This is a genomic window from Sphingopyxis sp. RIFCSPHIGHO2_12_FULL_65_19, from assembly GCF_001830555.1.
Lineage (GTDB): Bacteria > Pseudomonadota > Alphaproteobacteria > Sphingomonadales > Sphingomonadaceae > Sphingopyxis.
Map to the genome: position 1 here is coordinate 44,442 of NZ_MIAM01000030.1, position 15,750 is coordinate 60,191.

Genomic DNA, 15,750 nt, shown 5'->3' on the forward strand with positions numbered 1-15,750 from the left:
GCGACAAAGGGGAGCCAAGATGGCCGCTGCAACGAAATCCTGCCCGCTATGCGGCACCGACGCGCCGCTCGATACCGAACGATGCCAGTGTGGCTATATGTTCGCGTCGGCCAACGGCGGCGGCGATCCTGTCGAATGGACGCCGGGAATGAGCGCCGCGACCAGCTCGCCGGCCGATAGCTGGCGCATGTCGGGATGGGCGTTCGCCTTGGTCGGCCTCATCGCCCTCACGCTGAGCCTGTTCATGGGGACCACCGTCGAAAGCGGCGGGCCATTTGGCGGCGGGGAAGTCGTCAACCTCGACCTGCAATTCCACAAGGGGCTGGCGATCGGCGGCAGCCTGTTCGCGATCGGGCTCGGCGTCTTTTGTCTCGGCGTCGGTTCGATTCTCGAAGCGATCACCCGGAAGGGATAGTTTCACCGATCTTTCACGATCAGCCGTTATTCGCCGCACAACCCCGCCGCTCAGCGACCCAAGCGGCGGGGCCACCATGCACCAAAAAGCCCGCGCCAGTGGAACGCGGGCTTTCCGGCATATCTCAATGCAAGCCCCTCCGCCCTCCAGGGAATCGCGGGTCGAAGTGTTGATGATGATACGCCGTTGGAGTTGCTCGTCAATAAACCATCGGGCGGGGCCGCTCTAGATCGGGACGCTCACCGAATCATTGCGAACAATATGAGAACATCGCTAGCGTCGGGCGATGGAACTCGATCGCGTCTCTGGCTGGCTGCAAAACGTCGTTACCGCGAAGCTGACATGCCGCGGATGCGAGCGCGTGACCACGATAGGCCTCGACAAGCTGCTAGAAATGAGCGCGGGCAATGATAGTTTCACCTGGTGGCGCGAGCGGTTCAAATGTCAGCGGTGCGGTGCGAAGAATCCTTATCTCGCCGTCGTGCCGACGCACTTGACGCCGATGCGGTATAGCCCGCACCCTTGGGCGGTGCCGGGGAGCGACGGTGTATCGAAGCTCGTACGATCCTGACCATATACTTATTTCGGCCAAATTTGCTCCGTTAGGGGAGGGCCGAAACTCGCGAAAAATGGCTGATTTTGTAGTGGTGAGCCCTGCTGGGTTCGAACCAGCGACCTACTGATTAAAAGTTGCGCATAGCCCGGTAATCTGAGGCTAATCATGGTCATCAGGCGGCTCGCAAGCACGTAAAACCGCGACATTCACAGCACTCAGCGTCATTCGGCGGCGGCTAGAGATAGCGGCCTTTCGGTGTCTGACGCGGTGCTTGCAAGGAGAATGTCGCATGGCCGTAATCAATCTCACTGAGGCTCGCATCCGCGAGCTACCCCTCGGATCGGGCATCCATCGGGATACCCAGGTCCGTGGCCTGATGGTGATTTGCCACAAGACCACGAAGTCATATGCCTGCCAAGGAGACGTGCGGCGGAACGGCCGCCATGTCCGCACAGTGCGCGTGAAGATCGACCGGGTGGATAGGATCGGGCTGCGCGATGCCCGCAACCGCGCGAAGGCTCTTATGTCGCAGATACAGTCGGGGATCGACCCGACGGACGGGCCCGATGAGACCGGCATCACATTGGAGCGGGCATTGGAAGCTCATCTGACCGAGAAACCGCACAGGCCGCGGACCGAGGAAGGTTATCGCTATCACCTCGACCACTACTTGAAAGCGTGGCGGAAGAAGGCCGTGGCCGACATTTCTCGGCAGATGGTCCGTGACCTGTTCGGCGAACTGAAACGGAAGCACGGCGAGACAACGGGTGCGTCGGTGATGCGGACGCTGCGGGCAGTGGTGAACACGGCCATGCGAATCGACGAAACACTCACCGGCAATCCGGTCGCGGCACTGCATGTCCCCTCGACGAAGCGTCGGAGGGTTGCTCCGCTCGACCTAACCGCGTGGTGGAGTGATGTGCTGCAGCTCAGTCCTGTGCGCCGTGATCTCCACATTTCCATGCTGCTTACCGGCGCTCGGCGTTCGTCCATACTGCAGGTGCGCCGTGACGACGTGGACGCGAAGAAGGCCGTTCTGACTTTGACCCACATGAAAACCAGCGACGAACCGCTTCAGCTTCCGATGGGCGCCCGGCTGGCGACAATTCTCGCGCACCGGATGCGAACCGACGAGCCGTTGGCCAGCGACTGGCTCTGGCCGTCGGTGACCAGCCGCAGCGGCCACATCGAGGAACCGAAGGAGAAGGGTCTTCCGAGCCCGCATGAATATCGCCACCATGCCCGCACGCTCTATATCGCCGCTGGCGTGCCCTACGCCGAAAGCGCGCTGCTGCTCGGCCAAAAGCTACCAGGCGCGAGCGGTGGATATGTCCATGCCCAGCACTTGGTCGAGCAACTGCGGGTCCATGCGCAGGCCCTGGAGGACATGGTATTCGGCGCCGCGCAGTTCACCCGCGACGGCGAAGAGGATGCCGTGTCGATTGACTTGGGCAGCCCCCAATTGGCCCTGCCTGCCCCTGAATGATGGGATAGCCGCCGTGGTCGAGCCGCTATCAAAATTGGGTAAGTCCCAAACTGGAGGCCGGGCGGATCGCTCGGCCTTCCTTCTTTCAGGAGCACCCTTTTGACCGCCATCACCATCGACGAAATCCGCGAGGTCATCCGTGCGGAACTCGGCAAGCCGAGCACCCCGTGGATGGACAGCGATCAGGCCGCAGCGTACCTTGGCGCCACCGCCGGTACGCTCAAGAACTGGCGAGCAACGGGGAAGGGGCCGAAGTATCATATCGTTCAGGACCGCCTCGTCCGTTACCACCGTGAAGATCTGGACGCTTTCGTTCGCGCATGATCGCTGCGGCTGACTGGCGCGCCGCCAACATTTTGCTGGTCTCAATCTCGCGTTGATGCGGGCTATCTATCGATAGCGCAACGACCAGGATGTAATCGAATGCTCGAAGATTTCATGACGCCCGGCGAAACAGCCGCCCGACTTTCAACTACCGAAGGGACGTTGAGATGGATGCGCTGCAAGGGCAAGGGGCCGCCTTTCCTAAAAAAGGGGCGTTTCGTGCTCTATCGCCGCGATGACGTCGATGAGTACGCAATAGGAAAAGAGAGGGGCGCGGCCGAAAATCTCGACACGCGCCCCTAGTGTGGCCGGAATGGGATTGGCCAACTGCGAGACAGACAAAAGCACCATGAGCTATTAGGAACATTGAATGTCTGACGAGAATATCGATACCGCCGGGGCTCCCCCCAAACAGCCAGCATTCCTCCAGAATGCTGAGTTCATCGAACTCAACGGCAAGCGCCCAGTCGACCGCAAATGGACCACTGACCGAAGTGTACGTTTCGATGCTGACGAGGCGGCACAGCGCTTGGCGGAGAACCGCAATGTGGGAGTCGTTCTCGGCGACCTTGATCTCGTCGTGGATGTGGATCCGCGAAACGGCGGCGATGACTCGTGGGAGCGTCTTCAGCGTGACTTCGCTATCAATGCCTCGGATTTCTCCACGGTGCGCACCGGCTCTGGCGGTCAGCACATCTATATGCGCCTGCCTAATGGCGCTGGTCGACTGAAGGGCAATCTGGAGCGGGATGGATACCCTGGCATCGACCTAAAATTCGTCGGCGGCCAAGTGGTCGCGCCGGGTTCCATCCATCCAGAGACGCGAAAGCCATATTCTGTCCTGTGCGATATTGATCCGCTGGACAGTCAGCCTCTCGTCCCGCAGTCGCTACTCGATCTCGCAGCTAGGCCAGCTGGGGTGCCGAACATTGCAGCCGCGGGTAGCTGGTCGCCAGAGAGGCTGGCTTATGTCCTTTCGCACTTGGACGTCGAAGACTTCCGCGAGCACGCACGTTGGCTCGAACTAATGATGTCGTGCCACGACGCGACAGAGGGCGGTGGCTGCGATGAGTTCGTTGAATGGTCTATCGGCGATCCCGCTTATGCCGGGCATGGCCAGATTATCGGTCGTCGTTGGGACAGCCTAGACACCGCGAAATCGGGTCGCATCACAGAGCGCACGCTAATCAAGTTCTTGGTGGACGCCAATGTCGCCCATCTTGTGGCACCGGACCAAGCCGCGGCGTTGGAAGACTTCGACGACATTGATCCACTTGAAGAGCCGGTATTACCGGGTGCAATCACTACCGCGAATGCCAAGGTTCAGGCGAAGTTACATCACCAGTCAAAGCTTCCGAAGACGGAAGCGGAATTGAATGCGATGGGGTATATTGCCACCGACGCTGACGGCGGCTTTCGTGTCTTTCGGCGGATCTGGGACTTCGAACTCAACCGGGACTTCTGGCAGGTCCAGAAGAAGCAGGACTTCATCGACAGCGTTGCGGGCCACTCCGTCCCTGGCCTCACCCCGCAGGGAAAGGAGACTACCGTGCCGGTCGGCTCCTCGTGGCTCCGTTGGCCTCGACGGAACCGAGCCACCAAGGTCGTGTTCGATCCCGCCCGACGCATTCCTGCGAGCGCCCTGACGCTTAACCTATGGACGGGCTGGTCAGTACAGCCACGCAAGGGAGACTGGTCCCTGATGCAGGAACTGCTCCTCGAAGGGCTCTGTGACGGTAACCGTGAATTGTTCGAGTACGTCCTCGACTGGTCGGCTTTCATGATCCAGAACCCCGACAAGCCAGCCGAGGTCGCCGTGTTCTTCGTCGGCGGCAAAGGCACGGGCAAGGGGTCCTACTGTCGCGCGCTGACCACTCTCGCCGGACGCCACGGCATGCACGTCAGCGACGCTCAGCATCTCAGCGGACACTTCAATGCCCACCTTCGGGACTGCGTGTTCCTGTTTGTCGATGAGGCGATCTGGGCGGGCGACAAGAAGACCGAAGGCACACTCAAGCGGGTGATCACCGAGCCGACGATCACCGTCGAAGGCAAGGGTAAGGACGTCGTGGTCGCCAAGAACTATCTGCACGTCATGGGGGCGTCGAACAGCCCTTGGGTATGGCCGGCATCCGAGGATGAGCGCCGTCTCGTCATCAGCCGCGTCAGCAACCGGTTCCAAGGCAAGAAGGCCTTCTTCGACAAGCTATACCGACAGATGGACGATGAGGGCGGGCTGGAAGCCATGCTGCACGACCTTCAGGCGCGGGACATCTCTAAGTTTCATCCACGGCGGTATCTGCCCAAGACCGAGGAGCTCGATCGTCAGATTGCGTTCACCAGACCACGCGTCGTCCAGGAACTCGCAGACCTCCATGCCAACGGCCAGCTGCCTTTCACCACCGGCCGGGAACTGATCGGCATGTACGACGACATCTTGGACCTGCCCGTCGTTAGGCGGTCGATCGACCAGATCGGGAAGGCGCCAGTGACCGACCAAATTGAGCGGTGGTTGCGAGATGACCTCGGGGCTACGTCGCACGAGCGAACGACCACGCAGAAGAAGAAGCCGTACTTGGGCATCTACAAGCGACCGACCGAGAAGCTCTGGTCGCTCGCCGATCATGATCGGTACGCTGCGATGTCTCCCGCGGCTCGGGCTGACGCGTTTCTGGAGCAGAAGCACCCCGAGGGCTGACGGCGCGGCCTGTGGGCAGGATTAGGTCGGACCGATCTTGGTCTATGAAGACAGGGCGATGGCCCCTGTCTTCCGTCCGTCTTGGCCTAAGGACTTAAACCGTAAGGAAAAAAGCCGCGCCAAGACAGAAAGACAACGAATACTGACCTCTCCCGGTTCGCATAGAGAACGGCGAGGCAGTGACGCCGAGCAACCGCGCCGTCTGCCGACGCCATGCTCCGACCTTGCATTCGCTACACAACTCAAAAGTGCTGTCTTGTATGTCTTTCTGTCTTTTGTGTCGTAAAATAATAATAAAAATAAGCCTTTAGGAGAAGACAGGGGTAAAGACAGGGCGAATACAGGGGGTATCACGGAGGCGCCTGGACTGTCGGGCGGAAAGCCCGCGAGATGCGCTGCCTCGCATTCCGTCCGATCCGAAAACGCGCCCGCGCGCGCGTAGCGGCTGGCCCACTGAGTAGCGATCAGCGGGCGTGGAAGGGTAAAATTACGTGCTATCAATGATTTGATTTCGGAGGGTCGTTCCAAGCACCGGACCAGACAACGTTCCGGCTTCAATCTTCATCGTCGTCCTCGCCTGCGGAATCGATCTGGGTCCGTAGATCGTCGATGCTGATTTCTCTCCAATTGGGTACAGCTTCGGCAATCTTCATGGGCGCAATGCCTTCTAGGCTCTCTTGCGAAATCACGACATAGCCGCCTCGGTTGAGCGGAAGAATGACCGCTACTCCCTCCATCCATTCCGCGATGTTGCGGATCAGAGCAGTCTTGATGACGTCGCGACCGGAGATGATCTGCAACGACTTTCGGCTAAGGCGAAAGCGAGCCTTGCCAGACTCCTTCAGCATCAGCATTAGCAGGTAAGCGATGTGTTCGTATGTGCGCATTGGAAACTCCTTTTTATCCTAAATTGGGATATGTAGTATCCTAAAATGGGTGTCAACGATTTTCGTTGGCGGAGCGTTGGTATCGCCCGCATCAATTCCCACGGCATTCGTCGGGCATGGCTGGATCACCCCGCAAGCGCGCACGGCGCATGGGCATCGACCCTCTCGACGAGCCGGCGCCCGGCTCGTCGGTGGCGCCAGCGCGTACAAGGCTCGAAGGTTTCGAACCCCACAACAAGGTTCGGCTGTCGGACGCCAACCGCCAGCGCGTCATGGCGGCGCTGCTTAATGGTTATCCGAAGGCTGCGATCGCCAACGCGCTGTCAATCAGCGCGAAGACTCTCGATCGGCTCATCTACGACGACGATGAGCTTCTGGATCAGGTCGAGGCGCAGCGGGCCTTTGAAGAGGCAGAGCTCCGGGACATCCTGATGGAGCTTGCCCGCAAGGGCGACACCGTCGCGGCGATCTTCCTGGCCAAGGCGCGGCATGGCTGGCGCGATCGCGATGATGCGAAGCTGAGCGTGGACACCGGCGGGGGCGGTGTGCTCGTCGTGCCAGGCACCATGCCGTTGGAACAGTGGACTGCTGCCGCTGCGCTCCAGCAGGCTAAGTATCGCGAGCGCCCCGACGCGCCCTTGGACGAACGCGAAATGAGGACCCACCCGACCACGGCGGATGGCCTAATTATCGAGAGGACGCTGCCGGGTGATCTGCCTGGCTAAGCTGCTCGAGGTCGGGTGGAGGTGGAGATAGCCATCGCCGCGGCTACACTAACTCCCAGCGCCCAGATAGTTTCGAAGAAAAGGGCGGTGATCGACATTAGTTTTGACTTACGACGCTTAGTTGCACAGGCTTTGGACTTCAACTTCATCAGCTTTTTGTTCATAGGTATCTCCTTTATTTGCTCACCGATGTATCGGATCACGGTCAGAGGGACGCTAAGAACTAGTGCAGCCGTGGGATTCGAACCCACCCCAACCCCCGAAGCTGGTTGACGCGCCCAAGATAGCGACCGCCGCGGCCGCTCGCAAGCCTTGGGTGCAGGTTTGAGACAGCTACCCGGCCACCCTCACGATGTGTTTCATGAACGAAGCGGTGAGCTCAAAGATGAACTCGACCTCCTCCTCTGGCAGGTTATCGTCGTGCTTCACGTACTCATTCTGGTATTTGCCGTAGAGGTCCAAAAGCTTCTGGAACATGTTCGTGAACTGAGCCGAGGCGCCGCGCTCCTTGAGCTTGGCCCCTATGAGCGGGACTTGGTTCTCAAGCGATTTTGTATTCTCCAGTACTGACTTAAGCAGCAGTTCCAGACCTAGCCGCAGGTCGTCGAGCAGGTTGCGCTGGAAGATGCCCGCATCATATTTAAGTTTCGCCTGCTCCAGCTTCTCCAGCGACTTCGGGTAGCCGTGCAGCCAATGGCGGGTCTCCTCAATCAGCGGTACGTCGAGTTCCTTTACCTCCTTGTTCAGGCGCAAACTACCGAACCGGGTGAACAGCTCTGCCCGTAACTTCTTTCTCTCGCCGCCGGATGAGGATCCAACCGTGAAGGAGTGGTGCTCGCAGAGTTCCTCTATGATCTGGAACTGCTGCGGTGGCGAAAACGCTTGCAAGCTTTCGATTAGCGCTGTTCTCTTATTCGGCGCCTCGAAAGGATAGGTCGGGTGTGGCACACGCACGTGCCACATGTCGCCATAGCTGTTGATTGCGCGCACGATCTGGGGGCCGGTGAGTCCGGAGTTCGTGTCCGCGAGTAGCGCTGCAGCCTTGTCGAGGAAGGTGATGGGAATGTCTTCTAGGAACATCTCACCCCCTTAGCCTAACAGCAACGATGTTGGATAGTGATCCGCCCGTCTGATCGGTCATCAGCGGGCACGATGTCCTGAAGGGATTTGAAAGCAGCGACTTGGCAATATGCAGGGCAGCCTAGCACCGAAGCAGGCACAGCGACGTCGTTCAGTTTTCCCGCCGCCACCTTTCCCACTTCAAATCCGCGGACTCGATCCGATTAATGATGGTCTGTGGTGAGACGCCCAGGGCCTCCGCGGCGGCGCGGATGCCGCGGTGTCTCTCGCCATCAATCACCACCGCCGTCGCGTTTGTGTATTTGGTGATCGTGTCGTCGGCGTATCGGCTGCGCAGAGCGAACCCGATTTGGTCGGGTTTTAGGCTGTAGCCGCGATCAAGGTATCTTAGCATCTCGCGGACCACGTCGATTGTAACAGGTTGACCGGCAGCTACGAGCGCATCGGCGTACCTTCGGGTGATCCGGGTGCGGTTCATCCACGGCCCCGACCCTGATGGAATCTGGTCATGGCCGCGGTATCTAAAACCCCGCTGTTTTCTCAGCCAATCCGGGTAGCGGTCGTTCTCCTCGCTCATTGGACACTTTTGACCATGACTGATGCCCAGTCGTCAAGTAGTTGTAGCGCACCGGATGTTTGCCCTTATTGGAGTTGGTCGTCCGCTTCTGGACTGTTTAACAGAAAAGGTACGACCAAATGAGCAAGTCTGATGACAATACGCCCTTTATCCGCGGCTCTATCCCGAAAAATGAGCACGAAATCGTCCTCACCGTAAGCAACGAGTGCTTTGTTGAGGGGCGCAAGTTCAAGGACCGATACCTCTCGGATCACCCGATGCGCGACGAATACACCGAGACTGAGCTGAACCTCCTCGGAGCGGCGTTCCTGCGGGTTGCCGGCGCCTTGCCGATCTTCTCCTACGACCTGATCCGATGGACGACCGAGACGTGCATGTTCGATGGCCGCTCGGCGGTGCGGGAGTACGCCGAACGCGTCATCGGGATGGAGTATGTCGAGACGAACGTCGACCGCGGCCCTGGCCGCAAATGGAGCCCGATGACGGCTTCGCCATCGGATACAGCTAAGCTCTCTTACGCGTCCTACAGCGATCTTGATGCGCTCAAGGTGGCGGAGGAGATCGTGCAGCTTGTCAACGCGCAGGGGCGCCGCGGCGATGGGCTGCTGCCTATGGCTGCCTGACCGTAGATCAGCAGGCTTACGCTGAATAATCGCGCAAATCCATCGACATGTCCGTCGCGGTGTTCTGTGAGCACCGCGGCGGACACCGAACTAGGCCGTTCGAGCTCAATGTTGGTCCCAATCGCGACTTGGCAAGCGCATCCCATAATCGTGTTTCGCTCGAGGCAACTGCGTCTCGGCCATGCCCGCGATGGCGGGCATCACTTGGGCTGAGCCCGGGCATGGTCGGATCATGAAGCCCCTGGCGAGACGCGAGGACCTTCAAGGAGAAGAACATGCCCGCACCCAAGGCCACGCTCGGCGCGCAATGGCTGAGCCCGACCGACATAAGATCCACCATCACCCGCATCCATGCGGGCCGCACGGCGCACTCCAATCTGCTCCGCAACCTGTCCGGTCGCGTCGAACGCCACGGCGAGCAGGTCGCAAGCTCTCTTCGTACGCTTGACGCGAAGGATCGCCCCTCCGTGGTCGCGAAGTCGATCAGCGGCTTCCGCGGCGAGCTCGTCCGTGAGAGCGCTGACCAGCGGATCGCTCACACCCGTGAGTTGGCCGGGCTTGCCGGGAAGCTGACTGCGGCCTCCGTTCACTACCGCAGTCCGGTCCAGATGCTCATGCGCGAGACCCTTGGATCAGAACGGCGCAGCAGGATCATGCAGCAGACCGCGGCGTCTGGCCCGGTTGAGCTCGCCAGCTTGGCGGAGTTCGCGGCGGCCACCAAGGACAAGGAGCTCGCGGCGGCGCTGTGCAGTCGCATCGCCGACCTGCCACGCTCTGATCGTCCGTTCTCGGCCGCCGAACTGGCCGACGTGCTCATCGGTGACCTGCACCGGGAGATGAGCCAGGCGCTCGTCGAGGCCGAGCGGCGCGTACTCGAAGCGCTCAATGAAGACGCCGAGTTCGAGACAGGCAAGCCGAACCCCCAGCGCGCACTGCAGATCGCAATGCTCCGCAAGCGCGAGCAGGAAATCGGGGCCTATACCGACGATGAGGAAGACGCCGAGCAGCCCGCCGAAGCGGCCTGATCCGCGCGCCATAAAACCGTAGCACCAACCAAAAAAGGAATTTCACATGGCCGTATATGCCTTCTTTCCCTCCGCCGAAAACCTCCGCCGTCCTGACGGCATCGGCTTCATCATAGCCGAGGGCGCAGACGTCGCGGCCGCCCGCACCGTTGCTCAAGCATTGGCCGGTGGTCCGTCGATCGAGAAATTCACCGCCGTTGTCGTCGGCGCGGGCATGGATGCTGTCGCCGTGCAGGGACTTCCCGTCGGTGCACCGAACCGCTCCACCTGGCCGAAACTGACGCGCGGCGGCAACTTCCTCAATCCGGCGACGTGACGTGGCGCGCAATCCAGTATTGTCCTCGATCCGCAAGCTCGCCGGGTATCAGGCTATCAGCCTGAACGAAGCATTCCGGCTGCTGATTGCAGGCAGGGGAGACCCCGACCTTATGCCTATGCGGGCGAGGAAAGGGCTGTGTAGCATCTTGCGCGGCTTCGGCTACCGGGAGACATTTATGATCAAGTCGGGATCGGATGAAGGGCAACTCATGTGGGTCAGGAACCCATGGCCGATCGACGTGGCCTCGGTCCGCAGCGGCAAGACGGAAACCTACGAAAGGTTCTGACGCAGAAGGCTCCGAGATTTCAGTCTCGGGGCCTTCTGATATTCAATCAGCAGGACGCCGCCCCGTAGGTCGCGGTTTTCCAAGGTTTCCAGAGTAGGATGGCGCGAAAGCACCGTGACGCGCACTGTAATGTGACCGACGAGCTGACCTAAGCGCCGAGATGGGCGAGGGCGTTCACTTCCGCCTGGATGCGTTCGAGAGACACGGTAAGTTCGCGCGCGCGGGGTATGCGCACCTCGTTGAGCAGGCGGAAGGCCACGCGCTCGTCGATCACGTCCACGATCTCCGTCGAGGCGCGTCGGTCTCCAATCCAATAGACCTGCATTACCGTTACCGTGCCTGTGAAGCGCTCACCTGAAGATGTCGGACCATCGAGTGCATAGCTGAGCGCGGAAATTCTTGCCCGATCGAGCGCGTTGAACTCTTCGATGACGGGCTGCCGTTCGATACCGCGCGAACCCGGCTCACGATCTCGATGGACTTCATACCTCGCGACCGGCCCCTTATCGCCTCTCGCTAAGCCTGCGGACGTTCCCGATGCTTTCATGCTGACTTCCTTTCGACTGCATTGCGGAACAAAGCGCTGTGGAAGCCGATAAGCGAACCCGCACTATGGCGCAGCGGTCCCCGAAAACATGGCCATGGCCAGATCTCTGATATTGTCGAAACGAGTAAACTCTCCACGCGGCAGTCGCCGAAGTCCGCTCCGAACCTTTTTTATGCCATCTGCGTCACCGCGGGAATGTCGCACCGACCGATCCCCGAGCGGCGGCAGCGGCTGTCCGACCGATCCGCCGAACCAAAGGAATGGGCCGAGGTTCAGCGTAGCCGGATCGACGAACATCCAGACAACGCAGCCGCCGGGCTTTTGGGCCAGTGCGAGTTGGACATCTACGTGCGCGCGGCTGCCACCGGCGGTGGTGGCCTTGAGTTGGATGTGGCGCATCGCGTCCCCGACCTGGACGACGATGTCGTACCCAAACGCATCATATTCCGGCCGCAGCACCTCGAACGGTTGACCCACGTCGAGCAGGAGATGACGTGAGAGCTCGGCCAAAAAGATATGCTCGATCACCTTCTCGCGCAGCACCGAGTGCTCAGGGGCCCAAACGTCGAACATGGCGCGACACTGCCGCGCCAATCTCGCCTGTCAACTGAATAGGGACTATAGTCCCTAGAGAATATCGCGTGGCACGGCTCCAGTCTGGACGATGGACTGGAACAAGATTGTCGGCGCAAATGTGAAGAGGTTGCGGATCGAGCGGAAGCTTACGCAGGAGCAACTCGCGCACGACGCCGAAATCGACCTGACTTACATGGGTGGCATAGAGCGCGGACGCCGCAATCCGTCGCTGTCGGTCATTGCGCGATTGGCGGACGCGCTCGGCGTACATCCCGCCGACCTGCTCAGCTACAGCTGAGGCAGGCGGCGCGACCTGTCTCTCAAGCGGTTGGGAAATAAGCGTTTGCTAAAGCAGTGGCCAGCGTTGCGGCCAGAACGGGCGGCACAGCGTTCCCCACTTGGGTGAACTGCCGCGCTGTTGGCCCGAGGAAGACGTAGTCGTCAGGAAACGTTTGCAGGCGAGCACATTCCCTAACGCTTAATGTTCTGGGTATTTCGGGATGCAAGTGAGAGCGGCCACCGCCGTTCGTTCCACCTGCGATCACCGTCTTAGATGGAAGCGTGGGATCTAATCGATCAACTCGACCAAGTTGGTCACGCTGACCATAGTCGAGTTTCATGTATCGCTCGATCGATCCGGCCTTATGTGTGCGGGTCTCGTGGTTTGGCAATCCGTTCGGCAGCTTGCTGAGAACGCTAGCGCAGCCAACGTGAGGTTTTTTGGGCGGCACAACGAGCTTACCGTTAGTCCGCGATCCTACGACGAAGAGGCGCTCTCTATATTGCGGAACTCCATAGTCAGCCGCGTTCAGCACCGTCGGCTCGTTTACGGCGTATCCTTCCTGCCTGAGCAGCTCAATGGCCGCGGACAGCTGTTCTCCGCCATCAAGATCGCGCAGCCCAGGTACATTCTCAACGACGAAGACTTTCGGCCTAAATCGGATCACGAGTTGGACGTAATCGAAAAGAAGATTGCCATTCTTTTCATGAGCAAAGCCGACGCGCTTAAAATTCTCTCCTGATCGCGAAAATCGTTGATTCGCCGCAATGCTAAACGGCTGACACGGCGAGCCACCGACGAAAATACCTTCGAATGGTGTGTCGATCAGGGGGGTAAGCGCTTCTACTACCTCGACAAATTGAGAGACATCTCCACTTCCGAATGGGGGCCCGAATACCTTCCACTTCGGCCGGTTCTTTCGGAGGGTTCGGCAGAAAATCTCGTTGTGCTCGAATGCAGCGATGGTTTCGAAACCGATCTGCTCAAACCCTAGATCCATTCCCCCACAACCGGTGAAAAAGCTGACCACAGGGACGCCCTTAACGAGCTTCTTAAAATCGCCAAGTTTTGTAGGAGCTCCACCCGTCCAACGCTTTTCATGCGCTCGCTGGTAAATGAGGTCGTCGTAGCTCAGGCCAGCGACCGCCAGTGCCGCGGCCAAATCGTCGTCGGAACTTACCATTTGAGAGATCAGTTTTTGCTGCTCAGCGTATTCATCGGTTGTTACAGGTAATTTTAGCTGCGCAGCCGTCATGTGGTGTTCCTCAGATTCTTGGCTTGGTCATATACCGCACGAGCTTCTGCAGCGTCGACAAAATCCTTCTTGCCCTGCGCCTTCAACCACTTCGTATAAAAGCGATGGACGGCGCGATGGCAGGTAGGACAGATGGCAACTAGGTCACCCAAAACGGTCCCGCTTTTATCCGATCTCGTACCGGAACAAAGGGGTAACACATGGTGGATGTCAAGTACACGGTCAGCCCATGGAAATTCCGATTTTGTGTCACGGGCGCAGAAATCGCAGGTCGTGGTCGGGTTCTTCTCGAAGTAGGCATTTCGGATCGCCGAGTTGCGTTCGAGCACGATGTGCGTCCGCTCAACACGGGTGCCCTCGGAAAACCCCGCTTCGACCGTTTCATCAAGCACCGTTTTGGAGAAATCAATTTCGAAATCGCTGACGGCGCTTTCGAACAGGCCAGCTATGCGCAAAATCTCTCGCTCGCTGCCGTTTTCTTGCTTCCCCCGGATCGCTTGCAGGCTTTCAAAGACGTCGATGGCGTCGTCCTTGTCGAGGGAGACCGTGACTTCCGTCGATGTCGCACTCAGATACGAAATCTGTCCAATCACCTGAATGCTTTCTCGCGCCTGCCGGTGATCTCCTGAGGTCCATGATTTTTTGGCGATCTCTATGAAAGCCGTTTGGTCCTCTTCACCGTCGAAATTGCTCCTTTGATAGGCCCCAACAATTTCGCGGATGCCGACGACCGGACTGCCCAAAACCGACCGAGTGAGCAGGAATTTCAACGCAAATAGAAGTGGGAAGCGCGGTGTCTCCGTTGGCTTCCATTCTTGAAAGGATGGCGCGGGATCAGTGAACGATTGGGCTAGAAAATGGAAATAGTCATCCGAGGTGACTTGGCCGTCTTTGGCGAGTGCTTGAGCGATTGGCGTAGGGACCGCGTTGTCCCCAATCTTGGCGACAAGCATTGCCGTACGGAACACCCGAGAGTAGTTGCGCCACGGCGGATAGGCGGTGGACGCAGGAAGAAATGGCAACCCTGTCGCTGACACAAGAGGACCGCGACTTGCAGATTTCAGGTCATCTGCGACTGCAAATTTTGCAATTTTTCGCAGTTCGTCGAACTGGAAGTATTCAATCCTGCCTTGGTCAAACCGCCACATTGTCACCCCCGTATTTCGGAAGGGGATAGCAATCGCGAGAGCGGCAATCCAGCGGGAAGAGTTTGAACGACCTAAACAGCTAGCGCAAGTTTCTGCCCGCGTCGTCAGCGTTTGAAGTGCCAGAAATTTCCCTCTACGAGTTGTTCTGGAGTTTCGACGGGGAGGAATACAGTGCCGACTAAGGCGTACCACAGGTTTTTGAACCGGATAGCTTATTACAACACCGACATCGAGCTGTGCGAACTCTTAGTAGGCAGGTTTTTTCAGACACCCCATTCCGACGAAAATCTTGCAGTGGCTTTGGGGTCAACCGCGGATATCCATCCAAGTCTTTCGCGCCGCGTTAATTCGCGCAATTCTAAAAACATATGTGGAAATCACCTGAAATCTACTTTGTATGCCGCCTTCATAAAGGATCTTTTCGAAGATTTTTCGGCATTTATTTCGGATACGATGACTAAAGCTGCTCTTGCGGGCATTGACCCTGCCCGGTTTGTGGGCGAGATTCGTCTGGATCTCCATGCCGCTGATATTCTTGCAACTGGGAACTGGGACGCGGCGGTCCGCCTTGTGTCAGACGCGATATTCCGTAAACTCGAGAATGAGCGAAACACGAAGGAGCTCTTGCGAAAGGCAAGCGCGCGGCTCGGTTTAGCGCTTGACCAGAACGTCTTGAACGGGGCCATGCCATATCTTGATGCTCGCCATATTCTCGTGCATCGCGACGGGCGCGTTGATGACCTATATGTCGCAGACTATCCTCAAATTCAGGTGCGAGAAGGAAAAATTGCGACGAATTATCAGTTCGTTGGGGACGCTCGGCGGGCGGTGGATGCGCTGGCTCGTCATATTGACGAGCGCGTGATCGCAGCGAACTTGGTAAGAAACCAGGATATGAGTGGACGGCGCCAATAGCCGCGCTCGCTTAAACCAGACCGTCCCA

Annotated in this window: 21 protein-coding genes; 13 read left to right on the forward strand and 8 right to left on the reverse strand. The window is 58.7% G+C overall.

The genetic code is table 11. The features are described 5' to 3' along the window. Window positions 1-19: 19 nt before the first annotated feature. From A3E77_RS09760 to A3E77_RS09785, 6 genes are all read left to right on the forward strand, one after another. The gene (locus A3E77_RS09760; protein WP_293645394.1) at window positions 20-415 is read left to right on the forward strand and encodes a hypothetical protein; all 396 of its coding nucleotides are present in this window, start codon (window positions 20-22) and stop codon (window positions 413-415) included. Window positions 416-701: 286 nt separating this feature from the next. Continuing rightward, window positions 702-986, forward strand: coding sequence for a hypothetical protein (locus A3E77_RS09765; RefSeq protein ID WP_293645396.1), 285 nt, complete (start codon window positions 702-704; stop codon window positions 984-986). A gap of 274 nt (window positions 987-1,260) precedes the next feature. Then, window positions 1,261-2,457 (forward strand): hypothetical protein, encoded by a 1,197-nt coding sequence (locus A3E77_RS09770; protein WP_293645398.1) that lies wholly within the window; start codon window positions 1,261-1,263, stop codon window positions 2,455-2,457. 99 nt (window positions 2,458-2,556) lie between these two features. Beyond that, complete coding sequence (locus A3E77_RS09775; RefSeq protein ID WP_293645400.1) at window positions 2,557-2,781, forward strand: helix-turn-helix domain-containing protein; 225 nt, start codon at window positions 2,557-2,559, stop codon at window positions 2,779-2,781. A gap of 99 nt (window positions 2,782-2,880) precedes the next feature. Further along, window positions 2,881-3,084, forward strand: a complete 204-nt coding sequence (locus A3E77_RS09780) for a helix-turn-helix domain-containing protein (RefSeq protein ID WP_293645402.1) — start codon at window positions 2,881-2,883, stop codon at window positions 3,082-3,084. A 67-nt stretch (window positions 3,085-3,151) separates the two neighbouring features. After that, window positions 3,152-5,479: a bifunctional DNA primase/polymerase gene (locus tag A3E77_RS09785; RefSeq protein WP_293645404.1), complete on the forward strand. Its 2,328-nt coding sequence runs from the start codon at window positions 3,152-3,154 to the stop codon at window positions 5,477-5,479. 554 nt (window positions 5,480-6,033) lie between these two features. On the opposite strand, the gene A3E77_RS09790 is transcribed toward A3E77_RS09785, so the two are convergent. After that, complete coding sequence (locus A3E77_RS09790; protein ID WP_293645406.1) at window positions 6,034-6,366, reverse strand: hypothetical protein; 333 nt, start codon at window positions 6,364-6,366, stop codon at window positions 6,034-6,036. A 149-nt stretch (window positions 6,367-6,515) separates the two neighbouring features. Here A3E77_RS09790 and A3E77_RS09795 point away from each other — a divergent pair, with 149 nt between their 5' ends. Next, window positions 6,516-7,091 carry a hypothetical protein gene (locus A3E77_RS09795; protein ID WP_293645408.1) on the forward strand — a complete coding sequence of 192 codons (576 nt, stop codon included), beginning with the start codon at window positions 6,516-6,518 and terminating at the stop codon, window positions 7,089-7,091. Here the strand turns inward: A3E77_RS09795 and A3E77_RS09800 are convergent. The 3 genes from A3E77_RS09800 to A3E77_RS09810 form a co-directional block, all read right to left on the reverse strand. Continuing rightward, complete coding sequence (locus A3E77_RS09800; RefSeq protein WP_293645410.1) at window positions 7,088-7,255, reverse strand: hypothetical protein; 168 nt, start codon at window positions 7,253-7,255, stop codon at window positions 7,088-7,090. The genes A3E77_RS09795 and A3E77_RS09800 overlap by 4 nt on opposite strands. Window positions 7,256-7,424: 169 nt before the next feature. Then, a complete protein-coding gene (locus tag A3E77_RS09805; protein WP_293645412.1) occupies window positions 7,425-8,171 on the reverse strand; it encodes a hypothetical protein in 747 nt (248 codons plus the stop codon). A gap of 151 nt (window positions 8,172-8,322) precedes the next feature. Further along, a complete protein-coding gene (locus tag A3E77_RS09810; protein WP_293645414.1) occupies window positions 8,323-8,748 on the reverse strand; it encodes a hypothetical protein in 426 nt (141 codons plus the stop codon). A gap of 119 nt (window positions 8,749-8,867) precedes the next feature. Here A3E77_RS09810 and A3E77_RS09815 point away from each other — a divergent pair, with 119 nt between their 5' ends. From A3E77_RS09815 to A3E77_RS09830, 4 genes are all read left to right on the forward strand, one after another. Beyond that, window positions 8,868-9,371 (forward strand): hypothetical protein, encoded by a 504-nt coding sequence (locus A3E77_RS09815; RefSeq protein WP_293645416.1) that lies wholly within the window; start codon window positions 8,868-8,870, stop codon window positions 9,369-9,371. Window positions 9,372-9,646: 275 nt separating this feature from the next. Beyond that, entirely contained in the window at window positions 9,647-10,396 is a 750-nt protein-coding gene (locus A3E77_RS09820; protein WP_293645418.1) for a hypothetical protein, read from the forward strand. A 46-nt stretch (window positions 10,397-10,442) separates the two neighbouring features. Further along, window positions 10,443-10,712 (forward strand): hypothetical protein, encoded by a 270-nt coding sequence (locus tag A3E77_RS09825; RefSeq protein ID WP_293645420.1) that lies wholly within the window; start codon window positions 10,443-10,445, stop codon window positions 10,710-10,712. Between the two features lies 1 nt (window position 10,713). Then, window positions 10,714-11,001, forward strand: coding sequence for a hypothetical protein (locus A3E77_RS09830; protein ID WP_293645422.1), 288 nt, complete (start codon window positions 10,714-10,716; stop codon window positions 10,999-11,001). A gap of 148 nt (window positions 11,002-11,149) precedes the next feature. Here A3E77_RS09830 and A3E77_RS09835 read toward each other — a convergent pair whose 3' ends face one another. Continuing rightward, window positions 11,150-11,548 carry a hypothetical protein gene (locus A3E77_RS09835; RefSeq protein WP_293645424.1) on the reverse strand — a complete coding sequence of 133 codons (399 nt, stop codon included), beginning with the start codon at window positions 11,546-11,548 and terminating at the stop codon, window positions 11,150-11,152. A gap of 63 nt (window positions 11,549-11,611) precedes the next feature. Next, window positions 11,612-12,121: a hypothetical protein gene (locus A3E77_RS09840; protein ID WP_293645426.1), complete on the reverse strand. Its 510-nt coding sequence runs from the start codon at window positions 12,119-12,121 to the stop codon at window positions 11,612-11,614. Between the two features lie 91 nt (window positions 12,122-12,212). Here A3E77_RS09840 and A3E77_RS09845 point away from each other — a divergent pair, with 91 nt between their 5' ends. Then, window positions 12,213-12,422, forward strand: a complete 210-nt coding sequence (locus tag A3E77_RS09845) for a helix-turn-helix domain-containing protein (protein ID WP_293645428.1) — start codon at window positions 12,213-12,215, stop codon at window positions 12,420-12,422. 22 nt (window positions 12,423-12,444) lie between these two features. Here A3E77_RS09845 and A3E77_RS09850 read toward each other — a convergent pair whose 3' ends face one another. Both A3E77_RS09850 and A3E77_RS09855 read right to left on the reverse strand, forming a co-directional pair. Continuing rightward, a complete protein-coding gene (locus A3E77_RS09850; RefSeq protein ID WP_293645430.1) occupies window positions 12,445-13,659 on the reverse strand; it encodes a DNA cytosine methyltransferase in 1,215 nt (404 codons plus the stop codon). Further along, window positions 13,656-14,807, reverse strand: a complete 1,152-nt coding sequence (locus A3E77_RS09855; RefSeq protein ID WP_293645432.1) for an HNH endonuclease — start codon at window positions 14,805-14,807, stop codon at window positions 13,656-13,658. Before A3E77_RS09855 ends, A3E77_RS09850 begins: the two co-directional genes overlap by 4 nt. Window positions 14,808-15,005: 198 nt before the next feature. Here A3E77_RS09855 and A3E77_RS09860 point away from each other — a divergent pair, with 198 nt between their 5' ends. Then, a complete protein-coding gene (locus A3E77_RS09860; RefSeq protein WP_293645434.1) occupies window positions 15,006-15,722 on the forward strand; it encodes a hypothetical protein in 717 nt (238 codons plus the stop codon). Window positions 15,723-15,750: the final 28 nt, after the last annotated feature.